The sequence below is a fragment of the Streptomyces sp. NPDC054783 genome, from assembly GCF_053611725.1.
The window spans coordinates 25,127-46,729 of the sequence record NZ_JBSHAY010000012.1 but is presented as its reverse complement, the minus strand read 5'-3'; the positions used below and the strand labels follow the sequence as shown (position 1 = coordinate 46,729).

Below are 21,603 nucleotides of genomic sequence, written 5' to 3'. Positions count from 1 at the left end.
ACACAGAGTTTTCCGGCAGAGCGCGGGCGCCTCACACGGGTACGAGCGCGCACCGCGCGACCAGCTCGTCCATCGACAGCCCGAGGACCCCGGCCAGCGCGGCCACCGTGAAGAACGCGGGTGTCGGCGCCCGGCCCGTCTCGATCTTGCGGAGCGTCTCGGCGGAGACACCCGCCTGGGCGGCGACCTCGGTCATGCTCCGGCCGCCGCGCGCCTCACGCAGCAACTGTCCGAGCCGTTCGCCGCGTTCGCGCTCTTCTGGGGTGAGGGGGGTGCGCACCATGCGCCCATTCTAATACCGGCCCGCATCCCCACCCCCCATTAAAAGCCGGTATAGTAATTGGCATGATGGAACTGAAGACGAACACATCGATCGACGCCATGCACGCGGCCGGCCAGGTCGTCGGGCGGGCCCTGACGGCCGTACGACGGGCCGCGGGCGTCGGCGTCTCCCTGCTGGAGCTGGACGAGCTGGCACGGGAGGTGCTGCGCGAGGCGGGGGCTTCGTCGCCGTTCCTCGGCTATCGCCCGTCCTTCGCGCCGACTCCCTTTCCCGCCGTCATCTGCGCCTCGGTGAACGACGCGATCGTGCACGGCATCCCCACCCGCTACCGGCTCCGCGACGGCGACCTGGTCTCGATCGACTGCGGCGCCATCCTGGACGGCTGGGCCGGCGACTCGGCGATCAGCTTCACGGTGGGCCGCCCGCGCCCGGCGGACGTCCGCCTGGTCGAGACGGCCGAGCGGGCGCTGGCGGCGGGCATCGAGGCGGCCGTCGCCGGCAACCGCATCGGCGACATCGCCCACGCCGTCGGCCGGGTCTGCCGTACGGCCGGCTACGGCATCCCGGACGGCTTCGGCGGCCACGGCGTGGGCCGCCACATGCACGAGGACCCCGAGGTCCCCAACGAGGGCCGCCCGGGGCGCGGGCTGCCGTTGCGCCCCGGCATGGTCCTCGCCATCGAGCCCATGCTCATCGCGAGCGGCAAGGACGCCTACTACGCGGCGGGCGACGGCTGGACCCTGCGCACGGCGGACGGCTCCCGCGCGGCCCACGTGGAGCACACGGTGGCCGTCACGGATTCCGGCCCCAGGATCCTCACGGCGAGGGAAGCACGCTGAAAGTGCGCGGGGCTGCTTCCCCTGGGCGAACATGCCCACCCCCACAGATCGTGACATCGTGGGCATGGGCAACCCTCCCCCGGGTTACCCGGCCGCTCCGCATGTCGTCAGCGAAGGAGCCCATGCCATGACCAACGGCTACCCTCCTGACCCCTTCGGTGAATTCCTGGCCCGCTTCTTCGGCGGATCCGGCGGAGCCCGCGGCGCGCCTCGCCACATCGACATCGGCCGCCTGCTCAGCCAGCCGGCCCGCGAGCTGGTCAGAGGGGCCGCCCTGTACGCCGCCGAGCACGGCAGCCAGGACCTGGACACCCAGCACCTGCTGCGCGCCGCCGTCGCGGCCGAGCCCACGCGGAGCCTGCTGAGCCGGGCGGGCGCGGACCCGGACTCGCTCGCCTCGGAGATCGACGACCGGGCCGGCCCGGTGCAGCACCCGCCGGGCGAGCTGCCCCCGCCGACCTCGCTGTCGCTGACCCCGGCCGTCAAGCGCGCCCTGCTGGACGCGCACGACATGGCGCGGGCGAGCGGCGCCGGGTACATCGGACCGGAGCACGTACTGAGCGCGCTGGCGGCCAACCCGGACTCGGCGGCCGGGCACATCCTGAACGCGGCCCGGTTCTCGGCCGGCTCCCTGCCGCCCGAGGTCCCGGAGGGCACCCCGGTCCGGGTGGAGCGGCAGCGCGCCACCGGCACGCCCACGCTGGACAAGTACGGCCGTGACCTGACCGACCTGGCCCGGCAGGGCCGGATCGACCCGGTCATCGGCCGGGACACCGAGATCGAGCAGACCATCGAGGTGCTGTCCCGGCGCGGCAAGAACAACCCCGTGCTGATCGGTGACGCGGGCGTCGGCAAGACGGCCATCGTGGAGGGCCTCGCCGAGCGCATCGCCGACTCGGACGTCCCGGACGTCCTGGCGGGCCGCCGCGTCGTCGCCCTGGACCTGACCGGCGTCGTCGCCGGCACCCGCTACCGGGGCGACTTCGAGGAGCGCCTGAACAACATCGTGGAGGAGATCCGCGCCCACTCGGACAAGCTGATCGTCTTCATCGACGAGCTGCACACCGTCGTGGGCGCGGGTTCCGGCGGTGAGGGCGGCGCGATGGACGCCGGCAACATCCTCAAGCCCGCCCTGGCCCGGGGCGAGCTGCACATCGTCGGGGCGACCACCCTGGAGGAGTTCCGCCGGATCGAGAAGGACGCGGCGCTGGCCCGCCGGTTCCAGCCGATCCTGGTGCCCGAGCCGACGGCCGAGGACACCATCGAGATCCTGCGCGGGCTGCGCGACCGGTACGAGGCCCACCACCAGATCCGCTACACCGACGAGGCGCTGGTCGCCGCCGTGGAGCTGTCCGACCGGTATCTGACCGACCGGCGGCTGCCGGACAAGGCCATCGACCTGATCGACCAGGCGGGCGCCCGGGTACGGCTCGGCGCCCGGACCAAGGGCGCCGACGTGCGCGCGTTGGAGCGCGAGGTGGAGCAGCTGGTCCTGGACAAGGATCAGGCGGTCGCAGGCGAGGACTACGACAAGGCCAAGGAGCTGCGCGACCGGATCGGCGAGCTGAAGCAGCGCATCGCCGAGTCGAGCGACGAGGACAAGGCCGACGAGGGGCTGGACCTGGAGGTGACGGCGGAGGCCATCGCCGAGGTGGTGTCCCGGCAGACCGGCATCCCGGTCAGCCGCCTCACCCAGGAGGAGAAGGAGCGGCTGCTCGGCCTGGAGGATCACCTGCACCAGCGGGTCGTCGGCCAGGACGAGGCGGTCGCCGTGGTCTCCGAGGCCGTGCTGCGCTCCCGTGCGGGCCTCGCGAGCCCGAACCGGCCGATCGGCAGCTTCCTGTTCCTCGGCCCGACCGGCGTCGGCAAGACCGAACTGGCCCGGGCGCTCGCCGAGGTGCTGTTCGGCAGCGAGGACCGCATGGTGCGGCTCGACATGAGCGAGTACCAGGAGCGGCACACCGTCTCCCGGCTGGTCGGCGCCCCGCCCGGGTACGTCGGCCACGAGGAGGCCGGCCAGCTCACCGAGGTGGTGCGCCGGCACCCGTACTCGCTGCTCCTGCTGGACGAGGTGGAGAAGGCCCACCCGGACGTCTTCAACATCCTGCTGCAGGTCCTGGACGACGGCCGGCTGACCGACTCCCAGGGCCGGACGGTGGACTTCACCAACACGGTCATCGTGATGACCAGCAACCTCGGCTCGGAGGCCATCATCCGGCGCGGTGCCGGGATCGGGTTCGGGCCGGGCGGCACGGATGCGGCCGAGGAGGCGCGGCGCGAGCAGATCCTGCGGCCGCTGCGCGAGCACTTCCGGCCGGAGTTCCTCAACCGCATCGACGAGATCGTGGTCTTCAAGCAGCTGACCGGCGAGCAACTGCGGCAGATCACCGACCTGTTGCTGGAGGGCACGCGGCGGCTGCTGGACGGGCAGGGTGTATCGGTCACCTTCACGGACGCGGCCGTCGACTGGATCGCCGAGCGCGGCTACCAGCCGGAGTACGGCGCCCGGCCGCTGCGCCGCACCATTCAGCGCGAGGTGGACAACCAGCTGTCCCGGCTGCTGCTGAACGGCACGATCTCCGAGGGCGGCCGGGTGACGGTGGACGTGAGCGACGGACGGCTGGACTTCCGTGCCCAGGAAAACCAGCCGCCCGCACCGGAGTTGTAGGCCTGCGACACGCCTACGACACGCTGCGGCCTACGGCGCCGGGTCCACGACCATCGCCGAGCCGCCACCGCGCCGTACCCTCTCGGCGGCTGCCAGCCACTTCCCGCCCGGCAGCCGTTGCACACCGGTCGCCGCGCCGATCTCGGGGTTGAGCTTGAAGGAGTGCCCGATGGCCTCCAGCTGCTTCCTCAGGTCACCGTTGTAGAGGGCGGGTTCGAGTTCCGTCTGGGCCGCGTTGCGCTGGCTGGCGCGGGGCGCGGCGATGGCGTCGACCAGCGGCAGACGCCGGTCGAGGAACTCGGTGAGCGTCTGCAGCACGGTGGTGATGATGGTCGCGCCACCGGGCGAACCGAGCGCCACCACGGGCCGGTTGTTCTTGTCCAGCACGATCGTCGGGGAGATCGAGGAGCGGGGCCGCTTGCCCGGGCCGGGCAGGTTCGGGTCGTGCACGGCCGGGTTGGCGGGGGCGAAGGAGAAGTCGGTCAGCTCGTTGTTGAGCAGGAAACCCCGGCCGGGCACGGTCATCGCGCTGCCGCCGGTCTGCTCGATGGTGAGCGTGTAGGAGACGACGTTGCCCCACTTGTCGGCCACGGTCAGATGCGTGGTGTTCTCGCCCTCGTACGTCGTCGGGGCCGCCGTACCGCCCTTGCCGCAGGCCGCCGGGTGGCGCGGGTCGCCGGGGGCGAGCGGACTGGTGAGAACCGCGTCGTCCTTGATCAGGCAGGCGCGCGAGTCGGCGTACTGCTGCGACAGCAGCTGCTTGGTCGGTACGTCCTCGAAGGCGGGGTCGCCGACCCAGCGCCCGCGGTCGGCGAAGGCGATCCGGCTCGCCTCGATGAAATGGTGCAGGTACTGCGTCTCGCTCGCCTTCGAAAGGTCGGTGTTCTCCAGGATGTTCAGGGCCTCGCCGACCGTGGTGCCGCCGGAGGAGGAGGGGGCGATGGAGTACACGTTCAAGCCGCGGTACGAGGTCCTGGTGGGCGCCTGGAACTTGGCCCGGTAGACGGCGAGGTCCTTCTCCTCCAGCTTGCCGGGGCGGGCGTTCCAGCCGGAGGCGGGGTCCACGGCCGGGTGTTCGACCGTCCTGACGATGTCGTCGCCGATGTCCCCGCGGTAGATCGCGCCGATGCCCTCGCGGCCCAACTCCTCGTAGGTGCGGGCCAGTTCGGGGTTCCTGAGCCTGGAGCCGACGACAGGGAGCTGCCCGTTCGGCAGGAACAGCTTGGCGGTGTCCGGGAAGTAGCGGAACCGGGTCTCGTTGGACGCGGTCTGCGAGCGGAAGGTGTCGTCCACCGTGAAGCCGTCACGGGCGATCCGCTCGGCCGGCCTCAGGACCGTTCCGAGCCGCTTGCTGCCCCATTCGTCCAGTGCGCTCTGCCAGGTGGCGGGCGTGCCGGGGGTGCCGACGCTCAGGCCGCTGCTGACGGCGTCGGCGAAGGCGAGCGGCTTGCCGTTCTCCACGAACAGGTCGGAGTCGGCGCTGAGCGGCGCCGTCTCACGGCCGTCGATGGTGTGCACCGTGCGCGACTTGGCGTCGTAGTAGACGAAATAGCCGCCTCCGCCGATGCCGGCCGAGTAGGGCTCGGTGACGCCGAGCGCGGCGGCGGTGGCGACGGCCGCGTCGACCGCGTTGCCGCCGTGTCTGAGTACCTCGATGCCGGCGGCGGAGGCATCGGCGTCGACGCTGGCGACCGCGCCGCCGTAGCCGACGGCCACCGGAACCTTCGTGGGAGTCTCGCTCGTTGTCGCGCCGGGCGGCGCGGCCGCCCCCACCGACACCAGCGCGGCCGAGACCGCCAGAACCGCCAGTTTCCGCGTGCCAGGACGACCCATCCGAACCTCCCGTCGGGACAGTCCGCGCAGCGTAGCCAGATTGCCGTAGTACCGACAGTACGCCTGGGCGTCCTGCCACACGAACGTCACGTGTCGAACACCGGTACGTAGCCGTCGCCCGGGCCCGCTACCATGCGCGGCCATGAACGACGACGTGCGCAACATCGTCCTGGGCCTGGTGGCGACCGGGATATCGGCCTCGCTGGGCTGGCTCGCCCGTACGTATCTGTGGCGGCGCAAACTCCGGCGCAAGCAGGCGTTCTTCGGGCTGCCGGAGAACTCGGAGTCGCTGCTGGTGGTCAACCGCAACGCGGGCGGACCGGAGCTGGCGGTGATGCGGCACGACGTGTTCGCCCTGCTGGAGCTCGCCGCTCTCATCAAGGACTGCAACGCGCACGCCCAGGTCGTGGCGCACGACGCCACCCAGCAGGGGTTCGGCGAGCGGACGGAGTTCTGCCTGGGCGGGCCCGCTTCGAACCGCCGGATGGCGGCTCATCTCTCCTCCCTGCTGCCGGGCGTGCAAGTGAACGCCGACGCCGATGCCGGCCCGGATCTCGGCGCCTTCCGGATCGGCGGGAAGGACTACCGCATGGATGGCGGCCGGAGCGAGTACGTGCTGCTTGCGCGGCTCACCGCGGACGGGCACGGCGCGGGCCGCCCAGTGTTCCTCTTCTGCGGCCAGCGGGCCATCACCAACCAGGCCGCCACCCGCTATCTCGCCCGCAACCACGGGCGGCTGCACCGCAAGTACGGCACCGGCTCCTTCGTGCTGCTGCTGAAGGTGGTCAACTCGCAGGCGTACGGCCCGGATGTGGTCGAGTTGGTGGCGGACGTGACGCGGGCGGCGCGGACGCCGCTGCCCGAGACGGCCGCCGCGGACACGGCCGCCTAGCGGTTCAACAAACTTTACCGGTACGTAACTTACCGACGGGTTACTTACGGTAAGAGGTCAAGGTTACCGTCGGGTCACTTTGCTCTTTAACTAGTGAAGGAGTGACCCATGGGAAACGGTCGCACCGCACTGCGCGCCTCCGCCGCAGGAGCCGTCTCGGCGGCGCTCATCGCCGGCAGCGTCGTCGGTCTGGCACCCGCCGCTCAGGCCGGCACCCCGTCCGTCCGGTTCGTCGACATCACCGGCGACGGCGGCACCGTACTGAAGGCGAACGTCGTCACGCCCGCGGGAGCCGACGGCTCGCACAACTACCCGCTCGTCGTACTGCCCACGAGCTGGGGCCTGCCCCAGGTGGAGTACCTCGCCCAGGCGCAGAAGCTCGCCGACGCCGGCTATGTGGTGCTCACCTACAACGTGCGCGGTTTCTGGCAGTCCGGCGGCCAGATAGAAGTGGCCGGTCCGCCGGACATAGCGGACGCCTCCAAGGTCATCGACTGGGCCCTCGCCAACACTCCGGCCGACCCGCGGCACGTGGGCATGGCCGGGGTGTCGTACGGCGCCGGGATCAGCCTGCTGGCCGCCGCGCACGACAAGCGCATCAAGGCCGTGGCCGCGCTCAGCGGCTGGGCGGACCTGATCGACTCGATCTACTCGGGCCGCACCCAGCACGTCCAGGCGGCCGCCGTGCTGGACGGTGCGGGCACCCTCACCGGCCGGGAGAGTCCCGAACTGCGCGAGATCTTCGACAACTTGTACTCATCCAACCTGTCCAAGGAACAGGAGATGATCGACTGGGGGCGGAAACGTTCCGCCGCGACCTATGTCGACCAGCTGAACAAGAACGGCCCGGCCCTCATGCTCGCCAACGCCTGGGGCGACACGGTCTTCCCCGCGAACCAGTACGCCGACTTCTACCAGAAGCTGACCGTGCCCAAGCGGCTCGAACTGCGCCCCGGCGACCACGCGACCGCCGAGCTGACGGGCCTGTTCGGGCTGCCCAACGACGTCTGGACGGACACCGAGCGCTGGCTCGACCACTACCTCAAGGGCGCCGACAACGGCATCGACCATGAACAGCCGGTCCAGCTGAAGTCCCGTAGCGCGGGGGAATACGAGGGCTACCCGGACTGGAAGTCGGTCGAGGCGACGCGGAGGAAGCTCGCGCTCACGGGCTCCACCACGATCCACGCGAACGTCGACTCCGGCGCGGACGGCGGGATCGTGTTCCTGTCCAGCATCCTCGACCAGGTCGCCCAGCTGCCGCCCATGGCCTGGGTCCCGCTGCTGCCGCGCCGCTGGGCGGCCGTCTGGCAGTCGGAGCGGTACGGCAGCACCCAGCAGGTGCGCGGCACGGCCACCCTGCACACCACGCTGACCCCGACCGCGGAGAGCGGCACCCTCATCGCCTACCTCTACGACGTCGGGCCTCTCGGCATCGGCAAGCTGGTCACCAACGCGCCCTACACCTGGCACGGGCGGACGCCCGGCGAACCGTTCGGCGTCGACCTGGACCTGTTCTCCACGGCGTACGACGTCCCCGCCGGGCACCGCCTCGCGCTGGTGGTCGACACGGTCGACCCGCTGTACATCGAGCACAACCCGTCCGGCGCGCAGCTGACCTTCTCCTCGCCCTCGGACGACCCGTCGTACGTGTCCGTCCCCGTGCGCGAGCAGTGATCTCCGGCTGCCGCCGGACGAGCCAGGCCCGTGTGAACTGCCGCCCCCTGGGGTCTCGCAGCATGCAGAACGGCACATCTTAGTCGAGGTTGGCGGCGACGGGCTTCCCGGCGTGGAGGAACTCCTCCTTGCGCAAAGGGGCATCCGCGTGGTGCACGTGAACCGGCCGGTGTCGATGAGGAGATACCGGCTCAGGCCTCGGCGATCTCCGCGTACAGCTGGGACAGCTCGGGGACGCCGCTCGCGGCCCAGTCCTGCCCGGCGCCCGCCACCTCGACCTCACGGCCGGAGGCCAGCCGCACGACGGGCTCGCCGTCGGCGCGGATCAGCCAGGCGGCGCCGGGCACGGTGCGCACCACGACCGTGCCCAGATACAGTCCCGCGTCGTTGCCCAGCCGGGGCAGGGTCTCGGCGTCGTCTCGCCAGCGCGGGACGAGCTGGTCCAGTGCCTCCAGGGAGGCCGGGGTGTCGTCGAGGCGGACGCCTGCCCGGGCCGCCTGCGAGCGGAGCAGTTCGCACTCGGACAGCAGCGCGGCGATCCCCTCCGGATCGGCGGGGATCGCCGCATCACCGTTCTTCTTGTGCCGGTGGCCCAGGAACGGAAGGTTCATGGACCCAGCGTGGCATCAGACGTCGAGGTCGACCACCACCGGCGCGTGATCGGAGGCACCCTTGCCCTTGCGCTCCTCGCGGTCGACGTAGGCGTCCTTGACGGCCTTGGCGAACGGCGCGTTGCCGTACACCAGGTCGATGCGCATGCCGCGGTTCTTCGGGAAGCAGAGCTGGCGGTAGTCCCAGTACGTGAACGGGTGGTCGTACTTCAACGGGCGCGGCACCACGTCGTTCAGGCCGGCCTCGCGCAGGGAGGCCAGCGCGGCGCGCTCGGCGGGGGTGACATGGGTGGAGCCCTCGAAGACGGCCGGGTCGTAGACGTCGTCGTCCGTCGGTGCCACGTTGTAGTCGCCCATGACGGCGAACGGGCGGCTGCCGCCCGCGTCTCCGGCGACGGCCGCCTTCAGGGCCTCGAACCACTGGAGCTTGTACGCGTAGTGCGGGTGCTCCACCTCGCGGCCGTTGGGGACGTACACCGACCAGACGCGGACCGGGCCGCAGGTCGCCGAGATGGCGCGCGGCTCGGTCACGCCGTCGAAGCCCGGGTCGCCGGGCAGGCCCTTGACGACGTCCTCGAGGCCGACGCGGGAGAGCACCGCCACGCCGTTCCACCGGCCGGTGGCGTGGACCGCCGACTCGTAGCCCAGCTCGCGCAGCTGGTCGGACGGGAACTGCTCCTCGGCGACCTTGGCCTCCTGCAGGCACAGCACGTCGGTGCCGCTGCTCTCCAGCCAGGCCAGCAGCCGCGGAAGGCGGGCGGTGATCGAGTTCACGTTCCAGGTAGCGATGCGCATGCCTCACAACCTACCCGGAGCCACTGACAACGGGCTCGGACGACGACGGGCTCAGACCTCCGCCGACGCCCCCGGGGTCAGCCGCTGGTGGTCCGTGCCGCCCAGGGCGCCGATCTGGCGGTCGTAGATCGGGCGGGCCAGGTCGGTCAGCAGGGCGTCGTGGACGTCGTAGGCGCGCCGCGGCCGCACCTCGCGGACGTAGTCGATCACCTCGGAGATCTTGTTCCACGGGGCCATCACCGGGAGCATCAGCGTCTCCACCGGATGGGCGGGGACGGTGAGGGCGTCGCCGGGATGGAAGACCTTGCCGCCGTCGACGAGATAGCCGACGTTGGTGATCCGCGGGATGTCCGGGTGGATCACGGCGTGCAGTTCGCCGTGGACCTGCACGTCGAAGCCGGCCGCGGTGAAGGTGTCGCCGTGGCCGACGGTGTGCACCCGGCCCGGGAAGGCCGCCGTGATCCGTTCGGCGACGGACTTCAGCGTCCAGATCCGGGCCGCGGGGTTGTTCTCCATGGCGGCCCGGAGCCGGAACTCGTCGAAGTGGTCCGGGTGCTCGTGCGTGATCAGGATGGCGTCGGCGCCGAGCGCGGCGTCCTCCTCGCTGAAGCCGCCGGGGTCGATGACGAGCGTCTGACCGTCCTTGTCGAGGCGGACACAGGCGTGGGACTTCTTCGTGAGCTTCATGTCACACCATCCTGCCGTGTGCGGCGGCACAGGGCTCACCCGGCGTTCACTCGGCGGGCGTGGTCTCCTCCTGGACGACCTGCCGGGCCACCCGGAACGCGCTGTTCGCGGCCGGCACCCCGCAGTACACGGCTGCCTGCAGCAGCACCTCCTTGATCTCGTCCGGGGTGAGCCCGTTGCGCAGGGCGGCCCGGACGTGGAAGGCCAGCTCCTCCGGATGGCCGCCCGCGACCAGCGCGGTCAGCGTGATACAGCTGCGGGTACGGCGGTCCAGGCCCGGCCGGTCCCAGATCTCGCCCCAGGCGTAGCGGGTGATGAACTCCTGGAACTCCCCGGAGAACCCGTCGGACTCGGCCAGCGCCCGGTCCACGTGCGCGTCGCCGAGCACCTCCCGGCGGATCCTGAGCCCGGTCTCGTACCGGTCGGGCCGCGCGACCGGCTGTGCCGGTACGGCGGCCGGTGCTATCTCGGCGACCGGCGTGACGTGCGGCGCGGCCGCGATGGCCGGGTTGACGGGGGCGGCCGGCAGGGCGGTCTGGCCGGTGTCGTAGGGCTGCTGCCAGGCGGTGGAGAAGTGGTGCACCAGCAGGTCGGTGACGGCCGCCGGCTGTTCGACAGGGACCAGGTGGGAGGCGCCGGGGACCACCGCGAGCCGGGCGTCCGGTATGCCGGCGACCAGGGTGCGGGCCTCGGCGGGCCCGGTGACCTGGTCGTCGGAGCCGACGAGCACGAGCGTCGGCACGCCGACCCGGCCGAGCTCGGTCCTGACGTCGAAGGAGGCGAGCGCCTCGCAGGCGGCGATGTAGCAGCCCGGGTCGGTGGTGCGGACCATCTGCACCGCCCACTCGGTGATCGCCGGCTGGGCCGCGGCGAATGAGCCGGTGAACCAGCGGTCCGGCGAGGTACGGGCGATCGGGTCGAGCCCATTGGTACGGACGATCACCCCGCGCTGCCGGAACTCGTCGGGGGTCCCGAACCGGGGCGAGGCCGCGACCAGCGCCAGCGAGGCGAGCCGCTCGGGGTGGCGCAGGGCCAGTTCGATGCCGACGGCACCGCCGAGCGCGCAGCCCGCGTAGCCGAACCGCTGCACGCCTGTCGAGTCCAGCGTGGCCAGCAGCCGGGTGGCCAGCTCGGCGACGGACCCGGCCGGGTGGGCGGGGGCCCCGCCGTGACCGGGCAGGTCGAACCGCAGGACCCGCCACTGCTTGGCCAGCTCCGGCACCTGGCGGTCCCACATGTGCCGAGTCGTGCCGAGGGACGGTCCCAGGACGAGGACCGGGGCGCCTTCTGGCCCGTCAAAGCTGTATTCCAGGGGTTGAGGCGTCGTCGTACTCACCCGCCCACGTTCCCACATCGCACGGACGGCCCTGGGACGGGGGCCGGGGGCCGGACCGGACCCGCCGGGACGGTGCTGGGTGGCACTACCGGGTCGTGGTCGAGCTGGTGATCACCCTCCTGTCCACCGCCGACCGACCCGCTGGGGAGCGCGGCGGTCTCCTGAACCGGCGACTGAACCGGCGACGGGTCAAGGACACCCTCCTCCTCGGCAGGACTGAGCCGCTCGGCGCGGCCTGAGCCGCTCGGCGCGTCCGCCGGCGTGACACGGCCGGCGCGCTCCGTGCGGTGCACGCCCGCGCGCAGGCGTTGGCACCAACACGGTATCGGCCGGGGAGAGCAATAACCTGAACACCATCAGCCCCGGCACGCCCCGGCCGGGAACGCACGACAACCGGGCCCGCCGTTCCGCGGAAGGAACCAGATCCGCATGAGTACACCACCGCTCCCCGGGGTGCTCGGCGACATCGCGCCGATCCTGGACCACTGGGGCTACTGGGCCGTAGGCGGCCTGATCTTCGTGGAGGACTTCGGCGTCCCTTCCCCGGGCGAGACGATCCTGATCGCCGCGGCGCTGTACGCGGGGGCCGGGCAGCTCAACATCGCCGCCGTCATCGCCATCGGCGTCGCCGCCGCCGTCCTCGGCGACAACGTCGGCTACCTCATCGGCCGAACCGGAGGACACGCGCTGGTACTGCGCTACGGCAAGTACGTCTTCCTCCCGCCCGAACGGTACGCGAAGGCCGAGGAGTTCTTCACCCGCCACGGCGGGAAGGTCGTCACCGTCGCGCGCTTCTTCGAGGGGCTGCGGCAGCTCAACGGCATCATCGCCGGCACCACCGAGATGCCCTGGCCCCGTTTCGTCGCCTTCAACACGCTCGGGGCGGCACTGTGGGTCGGGCTGTGGGCGGGCGTCGGCTACGCCGCCGGCAACCACATCACCACCATCTACACCGAGGTCAACCGCTATTCGACCTATCTGCTCATCGCCCTGGGCGCGCTGATTCTCGCGCTCGTGGCCCGCCGGGTGCTGCGCCGCCGCCGCGCGGCGGGCTGAGCAAGCCGGCCCGAAGGCATGCCGCGTGAAGATCACGTCCCTGAGAAATGGACCACCTCATCGGATGTAACGCCTGCTACATTCCCAGGTGTGTCGAGCACGGCAACGGCGAGCCGCCGGCTCGTCATCGTGATCGGATTCCCCGCCCGGCCCGCGGTACCGGCGGCGCAGCCGCGCGGGGCACTGGAGCCGGAACAGTGAGCACGGCCGCCACGACGCAGGCAGCACCGGCCCGGCAGATGTGGCCGCTGTACGCCGCCGGCTTCACCACCGCCTTCGGTGCGCACGGGATCGCCGCCAACCTCGGCGGCCACGCCCGGGGCGCGGTCACCTCACTGCTCGTGCTCGGCGGCCTGCTCGCCCTGTACGACGGTGCCGAGGTGGTCCTCAAGCCGGTCTTCGGCACCCTCGCCGACCGCATCGGCGCCCGGCCGGTACTGCTCGGCGGACTCGTCGCCTTCACCGCCGCGTCCGCCCTGTACGTCGTCGCCGACAGCCCCGGCTGGCTGTGGGCCGCCCGCCTCGGCCAGGGTGCCGCGGCCTCCGCCTTCTCCCCGTCGGCCTCCGCCCTGGTCGCCCGGCTCAACCCGGCGGCCAAGCACGGGCGGGCGTTCGGCAGTTACGGCTTCTACAAGTCGATCGGCTACACCCTCGGCCCGCTGCTGGGCGGCGTCCTGGTGTGGGCCGGTGGCCTGCGGCTGCTCTTCGCCGTCCTGGCCGTACTCGGTGCGGCCGTCGCCGTCTGGGCCGTGCTCGCCGTCCCCGTCGTACCGCCGCTGCCCAAGGCCCGGCAGACGGTCCTCGACCTCGCCCGGCGGCTGGCCGACCCGGCGTTCCTCGCCCCGACGGCCGCACTCGCCGCGGCGACGGCCGCCCTGTCGGTCGGGGTGGGCTTCCTGCCGGTGTCCGGACGGGTGGCCGGTCTGGGCACGGTGACCACGGGTGCCGCCGTGTCCGTGCTGGCCGCCTGCGCCGCCGTCGTTCAGCCGAAGGCGGGACGGGCACTGGACCACGGCCGGCTCACGACCCGTACGGGCATCACGGCGGGGCTGCTGCTCGCCGCCGCCGGAATGGGCTGCGCCATGCTGCCGGGCCTGACCGGCATCCTCGCCGGCGCCGCCCTGATCGGCGCCGGAACGGGTCTGATCACCCCGCTCGGCTTCGCCGCCCTCGCCGCGAGCACCCCCACCGAACGGCTCGGGCAGACCATGGGCGCCGCCGAACTCGGCCGCGAACTCGGCGATGCGGGCGGCCCGTTGCTCGTCGCGACGGTCGCCTCCCTCACCACCCTCACCCACGGCTACGCCACGCTCGGCCTCCTCCTCGCCCTCGGCCCGGCCATCACTCTCCTGCGACGTCGCCTCATGGGAAGGTGACCCGCGGCCCCTCCCGCTCCGCTCGGCCGGTCGTCGGGTGAGACGGATGGTGCCCGGAGGGGACTGCGCCGGGCAGGCCGGGGACGCCGTGCTCGCGCAGAGGGCCGATCTGCCAGCCACGCTCCTGGCAGACGTCGAGGATGCGGGGCAGTGCCCGCAGGGTGGTGCGCCAGGAGCCGGTGGCGGAGGTGCAGTCGGAGTCGTGCAGCAGGATGGTGCCTCCGCCGCGCAGGTCGCGCAGGACGGTGTCCTCGACGGATCGAGGTGTGGCCCGCTTGCGCCAGTCCTCGCCCCAGCAGGTCCACAGCACCGGGGTCAGTCCGAGGCGGCGGGAGGCCAGATGGGCGGTGGTGGTCATCACCCCGTACGGGGGCCGGAAGAGCTTCGCCGGCCGGCCGGTGACGTCGCCGACCGCGTCGCGGGCGCGGGCCAGATCGTCGTAGGTGGCACGGGGACCACGCACCAGCAGTGGACGGTGGTGCCAGCCGTGGACGGCGATCTCGTGCCCGGCGGCCGTCATCTCCCTCGCCAGCCCGGGCGAGCGGACCAGCATCGAGCCGAGCAGGAAGAAGGTGGCACGGATCCCTCGCGCGTCGAGAAGCCGGAGGAAGTGCGGGGTGGACAGGTGGTCGGGGCCGTCGTCGAAGGTGAGGGCGATGTGGTCCGGGCGGCCCTGCCCGGACAGGCGCGGCATGACCGCGTTGCGCAGCGGGCCGAAGGTCGAGACCACGGGGGCCGCCTAGAGGACGGCGAGTGCGGGCAGGGCCGTGGCCGAGGCGAGCGCGGCGGCATGGGCGAGACGAGCCGGGGTCATCACCGGGTCCCCTCCAGGTAGTGGGTGACAGCGGGGAAGCGCGCGGGGGCCTCGGTGTAGGCGATCGTCGCCGCGATACCCAGCGAAAGGGAGGCCGCCGCACCGGCGAAAGCCAGGCTCAGCCGCCGCCTCGCCGGACGGCGCCTCGTCACGGGCCGTGCGCCTGTGCCGAGTTGATGTCCGGTTGCGGCGGCGATGGCGGGTACGGGGCCGGGAGCGGAGCGGTGCAGTTCGAGTCCTGCCGCGCGCTGGGCCCGGCCACGCGGACCGTGGAGGAGTTCGGCGAGCGCCGGGCCGAGGTCCGCCCGTTCACGGATCCAGGCCGCGAGGCCCGCCTCGTCCAGGGCGGCGGCGTTCGTCCGGCCGTGGCCGGGGATGCAGCGGTAGCTGACCACCGGCAGGCCGGCGGCGAAGGCCTCCAGCGACGTCAGCCCGCCGGCGTTCTGGACCAGCACGTCGCAGGCGTGCATCAGGCCGGGCATGTCCTCCACCCAGCCGAAGGCATGCTCGATGCCGTCCCGTCGCAACTCGTCGGCGAGGGCCTGATTGCGTCCGCACACCACCACCGGCACCGCGACCCCCGTCTCCCGGATCTCGGCGGCGGCGCGCCGCACCGGGCCGACGCCCCAGGAGCCCGCGACCAGCAAGGCCAGCGGCGCCTGCCCGGGCAGGCCGAACCGGGCACGCGCCGCCCGGCGTTGCTCGTCCGTGGCGGGGGTGAAGCGCGGGTCGGTGACGGGGCCGGCGACGCCGACGGCGGCCGCGCCCTGGGCGTGGGCCTGGGCCGCGGGTATCGCGTGCACGGCCAGGTGCGCGTCGATACCGGGGGCCACCCACAGGGCGTGCACGGAGAAGTCGGTCAGGTAGGTGAAGGCCGGCACCCTCAGCAGACCGCGCCGTCGCAGCGTGCCCAGGACCTGGCTGGCACCCGGGTACGTCGAGACGACCGCGCACGTGTCCGGCTCGAGTGCCCGCAGGGTGGGCCGCTCGGCGCCGTGGAACAGCGCCCGCCACACCGCGCCCGGGCGCGAGGCGTGCTCGGTGGCCGCGTACAGGCGCTGATAGCCCGCCGGTGCCCAGGTCAGCATGCGGTGGTAGACGTCGCAGACCAGCCTGCCGGTACGCGCGGGGAGCAGGTCGAGGAAGTCGTACCGGTCCACCAGGAAGCCGTGCGCGGCCAGCCGGTCGGCCAGCCCGGCCGCCGCGCCGTCGTGTCCCGCGCCGACGCTCGCGGAGATGATCGCGATCCGCCGGGGGCCTGAGTCCGGCAGGGCTGCGGCGGACGCCGAAGGCGCCGCCTCCGGCATCAGGTCGTCGCGTTGGGCCACAGGGGATCAGCCTCCTGACGGGATGGACGCACGGCCGGAGATGCCCGGGCCCGACGGTGCCGCGCGCAGGACGGGGCCATGCCCCTTCACGGCCGAGCGGGGCTACTCGGTCTCGGCAGGCGCCGAGAGCAGAAGCTACTACATGATGTAGAAATTAGGGAGCCGTGAACGAAACCTGCAGCCCTTCACCCCGCGGCACGGGATCGCCACCGGCACCAAGGCATACAGAGCCAGGATGAACAGACAGGCGACGCACCCGAACTTGCGGCGCACGCCGGCCGAACACAGCGCGACGGTGGCGGGGAGCGCGGCGATCGAGGCGAGCACGGCGAGGACCCGCACCCCCGCCAAGGAGGCAGCGAGGAGAAGAGACAGGGCGACGGCGATCACGGACACGGGCTCCAGCAGTCCGCCGGACGCTAGGGCAGCCAGGAAGAACCACGACCACCCCGGCGCACACCGCTGCCGTCTTCCCGCTCACCGGATCCTCCGCCGTCGGCACGCACACCGACCACGGCCCCCCTGCGGCCACCAGCGGGCACCCGGCCCACGGCGGTGAACGCCGCAATCGCCGGCTCGGTCGCCCGCGTGACCCGCCGCCGCACGCAGAACCCCCGCCGGAGCAGACCGGCGGGGGTTCTGAAGATCCTTTACGGCCGTCGCCGTCGACGTGGCGGTGCTACCGGGACTCCTGCTTCCGGGACTCCTCCTGGTGGGACAGCTCCAGGTCGTAGCCGGTGATGCCACTGCCGTCCAGGCGCACCGACGCGGCGACCGGAGCGTAACCGCTGGCGATGACGGTGTACTCGCCACCGTCCAGGTCGGTGAACCCGTAGGCGCCGTCGGAGCCGGTGATCGTGGTGCCGACCACGTTCCCGGCCGAGTCGAGCAGGGTGACCTTGGCGTCGTCGAGCGGCCGGCCGGTGGCGGTGCTGACGACACCGTGGAGCCGGGCGCCGGGTTCGAGCCGGATCTCGCAGGCCTTCGCCCCTCCCGGGGCGACGTCGACCGGGAGAGCGGCCGGGCGGTGTCCGGGCGCGTTCACCACGAGCGTGTAGCTGCCGGGGACCAGATCGGCGAGCACGAAGGCGCCGTCGGCGGCCGAGGTGCCGGAGGACACGACCTCGCCGCGCACGTCGGTGGCGACCAGCAGGGCTCCCGGCAGCGGGTGTCCCTCGACGGCGTCCAGGACCGTTCCGGTCAGGGCGACGGTGCCGCTCAGCGCGAGATCGCAGGTGACCGGCTCCTCGCCGACGAGCACCGTGACGGCCTGCGGCTGCCGGGCACCGGCGGCGCCGATCAGCACATAGGTGCCGGGGCCGGTGACGGACATCGCGTAGGCCCCGTCCGCGTCACTGACGGCGCGAGCGAGCTGCCGTCCGTTCACGTCGATCAAGGTGATCACGGCCTGCGGCAACGGCGCGCCCGCACCGTCCAGCACCCGGCCCCGGACGCCGTACGACGGGGCGCCGGGAACGGGTTCGAACCGATCGGCCGGCCCGGCGACGGGCTGCGTCCCCGCGGAGGTGGCCTCGGCAGGGGTGCTGCTCTCGGCAGAGGATGGCTCGGCAGGGGCGCTCTCGGCAGAGGTGCTCTCCGCGGCGGGCTCGGCGGCCGTGGTGGCGGCCTGCTCCGGGGCGGAGCCGGCGTTCTCCTCGGCGGCCCGCGCCTCCAGCCCGGAGACCTTGCGCAGCGGCACCTCCTTGGTCCACACCGCGACCAGGAAGCCCAAGGCCGTCACAGCCGCCGCGATGAGGAACACGAGCTGCATCGAGTCGGTGAAGCCGACCTTGAACGGCTCGGCCAGGCGCGGGTCGAGGCGCTGGATGAAGGAGGAGTCGTCGAGCACGCCCGAGCCGCTCCCGCCGCCCGCCCCGGGGTGCTTGAACATCTCGAGCACCGGCGCGTTCGCGGGGTTGTGGCGTACGGCGGGGTCGTGCAGCGCGGCCTGGAACGCGGGCGTCGCGTACGCGGCCCGGAAGGCCCCGCTGATCTTGTCGCCGACGGTGCTGAACAGCACGGACAGGAAGACCGCCGTACCGGCGGTGCCGCCCATCTGCCGGAAGAAGGTGGCCGACGCGGTCGCCACGCCCATGTCCTTGGGCTCCACGGCGTTCTGCACGGCCAGGGTCAGGATCTGCATGCACCCGCTGAGGCCGATGCCGAACAGCGCCATGTAGGCCATGGTCTCCGGCAGCGCCGTGTTCCACTCCACCCGGTAGCGGAAGAGCAGCATGGCGGCGATGATCAGCAGGGTGCCGATGACCGGGAAGATCTTGTACTTGCCGGTCTTCTGGATGATGCGTCCGACCACGATGGTGCCGGCGATCATGCCGACCATCAGCGGCAGCATCAGCAGACCGGACTTGGTGGGGCTGACACCCTTCACGATCTGCAGGTACAGCGGGACCATCATCATCCCGCCGAACATGCCCATGCCGACGAGCACGGACAGCAGGCTCATCTTGCTGAACACCGCGCTGCGGAACAGCCGCATCGGGATCAGGGCCTCCTCGCCCATGGCCTTCTCGACCAGGACCCAGACGACCAGGCCGACCGCGCCGACCGCGTAGCAGACGTACGCCTTCGTGGAGGTCCAGCCCCAGCTCTGGCCCTGCTCGGCCACGAGCAGCAGTGGCACCACGCCGATCGCGATGGTGAGCGCGCCCCACCAGTCGATGCGGTGCTCGCGCCGGGTGTGCGGAAGGTTCAGCACCTTGGCGACGACGAACAGCGCGATGATGCCGACCGGCACGTTGACCAGGAACACCCAGCGCCAGCCGGCGATCGCCAGGATGCTGCTGCGGCCCGCGAGGAAACCGCCGATCAGCGGGCCGAGCACGCTGGAGGAGCCGAACATGGCGAGCATGTAGCCCTGGTACCGGGCCCGCTCCCGGGGCGGCACGATGTCACCGATGATCGCCAGCGCCAGAGACATCAGACCGCCCGCGCCGATGCCCTGGAAGGCCCGGAAGGCGGACAGCTCCGTCATCGAGGTGGCGAACGAGCAGGCCGCCGAGCCCGCGATGAAGATCACGATGGCCGCCAGGAAGAAGGGCTTGCGGCCGTAGAGGTCGGACAGCTTGCCGTACAGCGGCGTGCTGATGGTGGAGGTGATCAGATACGCGGTGGTGACCCACGCCTGGGCACTCAGTCCGTGCAGATCGTCGGCGATCGTACGGATCGAGGTACTGACGATGGTCTGGTCGAGCGCCGCCAGGAACATCCCCAGCATCAGGCCGCTGAGGATCGTCATGATCTGGCGGTGCGTCAGCCTGCCGGCCGGCGCGGACGCGGATATCGCTCCGGTTCCCTCACGGGCCGGGGATGCGGACGTGGTCATGCGTGCGGATCTCCTTGCCTCGCCTCGCCGGCCGGGCCCAGCCCGGCTCCGAGGCCTGTGTCATGCGGTCGACCAGGTCGCCGTCGCGATGCTTCAGCGGACGGGCGGGACTGCCGTCGCCCATGTTCCGTTGCTTGCGGCTACCAACTGAGTGTAGATCCCGGCCCGGGCAGGCCTTGCCACATGGGACCCCCGTCACCGGAACGCGTCGTCAGGGCATGGCCAGCCATCCGATCACGCCCGTCACGCCGAAGAGGGCGAAACCGAGGCCGCACGCCTTGAGCAGCCGACCCAGCATCCGGCCGGCCCCCGGTGACCACAACGCCGCGCCGATCCGGCCGCCCAGCCGCGGCATCACCGTGGAGAAAGCGCCGCACAGGGCGGTCAGGCCGGCGACGAGTGCCACCACGCAGGCGCAGATCCCGGCCAGCCGGCCGGCCGTCGGGGCCACCCCGACCAGATAGCAGTGGCCCTCCGCGTCGTGCTGGACCGGCATGACCGTCCCGACCTCGTAGGAGTCACCGATGGAGGCGAACCGGTCCACCACATGGTGATCGTCGGAGCGGAAGAGGCCGTAGCAGTCGGTATGGCGCTGTTTGCCGGTGCCCGTGGTCTGGCAGGTCTCTATCTTCAGCAGCCCGGGAGTGCCGGACATGCGTGTGGAGTACTTCAGGCCGTCGGCGAGACCCGCACCCCCGCCGATCCCGAGGCCGCTGAACAGCACCCCGATGAACAGCATGAACAGCGCCGTCGCGATGCGGCCCGGCACCGTCTTGGGTGCGCTGCCGGCCTTCACCCGGTACCCCCGTCGCGCCCTCACCGTCTCACGTCTCCCGCCTGGCCGATGCCGATCCGGCCGGTCATGATGCCATCGGCCGCCGGGCGCCGACGCACCGCCCCGACGGACCACACCGGACCCACACAGATCATGCGCGCCGGCGGGGGGGAACCAGCGGAACCGCGACGGCGCCGCCGACGCGTGCTCAGAGGCGCGAGCCGAGGCAAGGACGCCGCCGCGGAGGCCCGGCCGAGGCGATCACCGAGGAGGCCGAGGACGCCAGAGCCGACGGCGGTGCACCCGAGAACGACGAGACGTTCGGCGTACTGGAAGCGCCGGCCGGAGGAGAGACACCGGCGCCCTGGCCGTTGCCGCAGAGCCCCGTCGGCGGGGTCGCGGGTGTGACGCCACCCATAGGACGCAGATCACGTCCTAGCCAAGGCCGTAGACCCACCACCCGACTGAGCTGCACAGAAGTCGCCATAGCGTGCTATTTCGGACATTCCTCCGTAGTCGGGTAGTACGTCACATCATTGCGCCTCGCCAGACCCGTCGCTAAACATTGCTGTCGTCGCCGGGAGCCACCGGGCGGACCGAGCGGGATTCCGCCGGACCTGCCCACTCCCGACGCAGCACGGGGCCCCCGCCCCACGCCACCGCGACCGACAGCGGCCGGCGCCGATGACGTCCTTCCGTGGAGAGTTCCTTCCGTATGACCATGACCACCCGCACCCGCATCGCCCGTCTGCGCACCCTCGCCCTCACCGGCATCACCACCACGGGCGCCGCGGCCGCCGCCCTCACCCTGATGCCCGCGAACGCACAGGCCGCCGAAGCGACGCAGGTGCCCGCCTCCTCGGTGGTCACGGCCTCCTCGACCGGCAGCGGCACCACCGCCCAGTCCACGAGCGGCTCCGCCAACAGCCTCGACGGCTGGATCAAGCAGTCCCTGCAGATCATGAAGGCCAAGGGCATCCCCGGCAGCTACGAGGGCCTCAAGCGCAACATCATGCGCGAGTCCGGCGGCAACCCCGGCGCCCAGAACAACTGGGACGGCAACGCCCAGAAGGGCACCCCCTCCAAGGGCCTCCTCCAGGTCATCGACCCGACCTTCAACGCCTACCACGTCGCCGGCACGGCCAAGAGCGTCACCGACCCGGTCGCCAACATCACCGCGGCCGCCAACTACGCCGCCCACCGCTACGGCTCCATCGACAACGTCAACTCCGCCTACTGATTCCGGCCCTGCACACCGGTGGATGAGCCTGACATTGCGCCAGCTCCCTC

General features: G+C 71.9%; 20 protein-coding genes. 8 read left to right on the top strand and 12 right to left on the bottom strand.

Annotation, left to right across the window (positions count from 1 at the left end; all coding sequences use genetic code 11):
• Positions 1-31 precede the first annotated feature (31 nt).
• A complete protein-coding gene (locus tag ACWGJ5_RS21830) occupies positions 32-283 on the bottom strand; it encodes a helix-turn-helix domain-containing protein (RefSeq protein WP_453311341.1) in 252 nt (83 codons plus the stop codon).
• A gap of 62 nt (positions 284-345) precedes the next feature.
• Between ACWGJ5_RS21830 and map the strand changes: the two genes are divergently transcribed.
• Both map and ACWGJ5_RS21820 read left to right on the top strand, forming a co-directional pair.
• Complete coding sequence (map, locus tag ACWGJ5_RS21825) at positions 346-1,122, top strand: type I methionyl aminopeptidase (protein WP_453311340.1); 777 nt, start codon at positions 346-348, stop codon at positions 1,120-1,122.
• A gap of 127 nt (positions 1,123-1,249) precedes the next feature.
• The gene (locus ACWGJ5_RS21820) at positions 1,250-3,790 is read left to right on the top strand and encodes an ATP-dependent Clp protease ATP-binding subunit (protein ID WP_453311339.1); all 2,541 of its coding nucleotides are present in this window, start codon (positions 1,250-1,252) and stop codon (positions 3,788-3,790) included.
• Between the two features lie 30 nt (positions 3,791-3,820).
• Here the strand turns inward: ACWGJ5_RS21820 and ggt are convergent, their stop codons facing one another.
• A complete protein-coding gene (gene ggt, locus ACWGJ5_RS21815) occupies positions 3,821-5,623 on the bottom strand; it encodes a gamma-glutamyltransferase (protein WP_453311338.1) in 1,803 nt (600 codons plus the stop codon).
• A 142-nt stretch (positions 5,624-5,765) separates the two neighbouring features.
• Between ggt and ACWGJ5_RS21810 the strand changes: the two genes are divergently transcribed.
• Together ACWGJ5_RS21810 and ACWGJ5_RS21805 are read left to right on the top strand one after the other, a co-directional pair.
• The gene (locus ACWGJ5_RS21810) at positions 5,766-6,515 is read left to right on the top strand and encodes a hypothetical protein (protein ID WP_453311337.1); all 750 of its coding nucleotides are present in this window, start codon (positions 5,766-5,768) and stop codon (positions 6,513-6,515) included.
• 108 nt (positions 6,516-6,623) lie between these two features.
• Complete coding sequence (locus ACWGJ5_RS21805; RefSeq protein WP_453311336.1) at positions 6,624-8,192, top strand: CocE/NonD family hydrolase; 1,569 nt, start codon at positions 6,624-6,626, stop codon at positions 8,190-8,192.
• A gap of 191 nt (positions 8,193-8,383) precedes the next feature.
• Here ACWGJ5_RS21805 and ACWGJ5_RS21800 read toward each other — a convergent pair whose 3' ends face one another.
• The 4 genes from ACWGJ5_RS21800 to pcaDC are packed head-to-tail and all read right to left on the bottom strand — an operon-like array spanning position 8,384 to position 11,639.
• Positions 8,384-8,803: a DUF6278 family protein gene (locus ACWGJ5_RS21800; protein WP_453311335.1), complete on the bottom strand. Its 420-nt coding sequence runs from the start codon at positions 8,801-8,803 to the stop codon at positions 8,384-8,386.
• Between the two features lie 15 nt (positions 8,804-8,818).
• Positions 8,819-9,598, bottom strand: a complete 780-nt coding sequence (locus ACWGJ5_RS21795; RefSeq protein ID WP_453311334.1) for an exodeoxyribonuclease III — start codon at positions 9,596-9,598, stop codon at positions 8,819-8,821.
• A 51-nt stretch (positions 9,599-9,649) separates the two neighbouring features.
• Positions 9,650-10,285, bottom strand: a complete 636-nt coding sequence (locus ACWGJ5_RS21790; RefSeq protein ID WP_453311333.1) for an MBL fold metallo-hydrolase — start codon at positions 10,283-10,285, stop codon at positions 9,650-9,652.
• 46 nt (positions 10,286-10,331) lie between these two features.
• Positions 10,332-11,639 carry a bifunctional 3-oxoadipate enol-lactonase/4-carboxymuconolactone decarboxylase PcaDC gene (gene pcaDC, locus ACWGJ5_RS21785; protein WP_453311332.1) on the bottom strand — a complete coding sequence of 436 codons (1,308 nt, stop codon included), beginning with the start codon at positions 11,637-11,639 and terminating at the stop codon, positions 10,332-10,334.
• A gap of 77 nt (positions 11,640-11,716) precedes the next feature.
• Between pcaDC and ACWGJ5_RS21780 the strand changes: the two genes are divergently transcribed.
• From ACWGJ5_RS21780 to ACWGJ5_RS21770, 3 genes are all read left to right on the top strand, one after another.
• The gene (locus tag ACWGJ5_RS21780; RefSeq protein WP_453311331.1) at positions 11,717-11,860 is read left to right on the top strand and encodes a hypothetical protein; all 144 of its coding nucleotides are present in this window, start codon (positions 11,717-11,719) and stop codon (positions 11,858-11,860) included.
• A gap of 190 nt (positions 11,861-12,050) precedes the next feature.
• Positions 12,051-12,677, top strand: coding sequence for a DedA family protein (locus ACWGJ5_RS21775; RefSeq protein WP_453311330.1), 627 nt, complete (start codon positions 12,051-12,053; stop codon positions 12,675-12,677).
• 239 nt (positions 12,678-12,916) lie between these two features.
• Positions 12,917-14,053 (top strand): MFS transporter, encoded by a 1,137-nt coding sequence (locus tag ACWGJ5_RS21770; protein ID WP_453311500.1) that lies wholly within the window; start codon positions 12,917-12,919, stop codon positions 14,051-14,053.
• Here ACWGJ5_RS21770 and ACWGJ5_RS21765 read toward each other — a convergent pair.
• From ACWGJ5_RS21765 to ACWGJ5_RS21740, 6 genes are all read right to left on the bottom strand, one after another.
• Positions 14,040-14,783 carry a polysaccharide deacetylase family protein gene (locus ACWGJ5_RS21765; RefSeq protein ID WP_453311329.1) on the bottom strand — a complete coding sequence of 248 codons (744 nt, stop codon included), beginning with the start codon at positions 14,781-14,783 and terminating at the stop codon, positions 14,040-14,042. The genes ACWGJ5_RS21770 and ACWGJ5_RS21765 overlap by 14 nt on opposite strands.
• An 83-nt stretch (positions 14,784-14,866) precedes the next feature.
• Positions 14,867-16,195 (bottom strand): MGDG synthase family glycosyltransferase, encoded by a 1,329-nt coding sequence (locus tag ACWGJ5_RS21760; protein WP_453311328.1) that lies wholly within the window; start codon positions 16,193-16,195, stop codon positions 14,867-14,869.
• 138 nt (positions 16,196-16,333) lie between these two features.
• Entirely contained in the window at positions 16,334-16,585 is a 252-nt protein-coding gene (locus ACWGJ5_RS21755; RefSeq protein WP_453311327.1) for a hypothetical protein, read from the bottom strand.
• Between the two features lie 289 nt (positions 16,586-16,874).
• Complete coding sequence (locus ACWGJ5_RS21750) at positions 16,875-19,538, bottom strand: MFS transporter (protein WP_453311326.1); 2,664 nt, start codon at positions 19,536-19,538, stop codon at positions 16,875-16,877.
• A complete protein-coding gene (locus ACWGJ5_RS21745) occupies positions 19,510-19,662 on the bottom strand; it encodes a hypothetical protein (RefSeq protein WP_453311325.1) in 153 nt (50 codons plus the stop codon). Before ACWGJ5_RS21745 ends, ACWGJ5_RS21750 begins: the two co-directional genes overlap by 29 nt.
• An 87-nt stretch (positions 19,663-19,749) precedes the next feature.
• Positions 19,750-20,358, bottom strand: coding sequence for a hypothetical protein (locus tag ACWGJ5_RS21740; RefSeq protein ID WP_453311324.1), 609 nt, complete (start codon positions 20,356-20,358; stop codon positions 19,750-19,752).
• Positions 20,359-21,028: 670 nt separating this feature from the next.
• On the opposite strand from ACWGJ5_RS21740, the gene ACWGJ5_RS21735 reads away from it, so the two are divergent.
• Entirely contained in the window at positions 21,029-21,553 is a 525-nt protein-coding gene (locus ACWGJ5_RS21735; protein ID WP_453311323.1) for a transglycosylase SLT domain-containing protein, read from the top strand.
• Positions 21,554-21,603: the final 50 nt, after the last annotated feature.

What these genes read in the sequence shown, in the direction of transcription:
- ACWGJ5_RS21735 (WP_453311323.1), top strand. Translation starts at nt 21,029, where the DNA reads ATGACCATGACCACCCGCACCCGCATCGCCCGTCTGCGCACCCTCGCC.
- ACWGJ5_RS21795 (WP_453311334.1), bottom strand. Translation starts at nt 9,598, where the DNA reads ATGCGCATCGCTACCTGGAACGTGAACTCGATCACCGCCCGCCTTCCG.
- ACWGJ5_RS21775 (WP_453311330.1), top strand. Translation starts at nt 12,051, where the DNA reads ATGAGTACACCACCGCTCCCCGGGGTGCTCGGCGACATCGCGCCGATC.
- ACWGJ5_RS21820 (WP_453311339.1), top strand. Translation starts at nt 1,250, where the DNA reads ATGACCAACGGCTACCCTCCTGACCCCTTCGGTGAATTCCTGGCCCGC.
- ACWGJ5_RS21805 (WP_453311336.1), top strand. Translation starts at nt 6,624, where the DNA reads ATGGGAAACGGTCGCACCGCACTGCGCGCCTCCGCCGCAGGAGCCGTC.
- map (WP_453311340.1), top strand. Translation starts at nt 346, where the DNA reads ATGATGGAACTGAAGACGAACACATCGATCGACGCCATGCACGCGGCC.
- ACWGJ5_RS21810 (WP_453311337.1), top strand. Translation starts at nt 5,766, where the DNA reads ATGAACGACGACGTGCGCAACATCGTCCTGGGCCTGGTGGCGACCGGG.
- pcaDC (WP_453311332.1), bottom strand. Translation starts at nt 11,639, where the DNA reads ATGTGGGAACGTGGGCGGGTGAGTACGACGACGCCTCAACCCCTGGAA.
- ggt (WP_453311338.1), bottom strand. Translation starts at nt 5,623, where the DNA reads ATGGGTCGTCCTGGCACGCGGAAACTGGCGGTTCTGGCGGTCTCGGCC.
- ACWGJ5_RS21745 (WP_453311325.1), bottom strand. Translation starts at nt 19,662, where the DNA reads ATGGGCGACGGCAGTCCCGCCCGTCCGCTGAAGCATCGCGACGGCGAC.
- ACWGJ5_RS21750 (WP_453311326.1), bottom strand. Translation starts at nt 19,538, where the DNA reads ATGACCACGTCCGCATCCCCGGCCCGTGAGGGAACCGGAGCGATATCC.
- ACWGJ5_RS21790 (WP_453311333.1), bottom strand. Translation starts at nt 10,285, where the DNA reads ATGAAGCTCACGAAGAAGTCCCACGCCTGTGTCCGCCTCGACAAGGAC.
- ACWGJ5_RS21830 (WP_453311341.1), bottom strand. Translation starts at nt 283, where the DNA reads ATGGTGCGCACCCCCCTCACCCCAGAAGAGCGCGAACGCGGCGAACGG.
- ACWGJ5_RS21770 (WP_453311500.1), top strand. Translation starts at nt 12,917, where the DNA reads ATGTGGCCGCTGTACGCCGCCGGCTTCACCACCGCCTTCGGTGCGCAC.
- ACWGJ5_RS21800 (WP_453311335.1), bottom strand. Translation starts at nt 8,803, where the DNA reads ATGAACCTTCCGTTCCTGGGCCACCGGCACAAGAAGAACGGTGATGCG.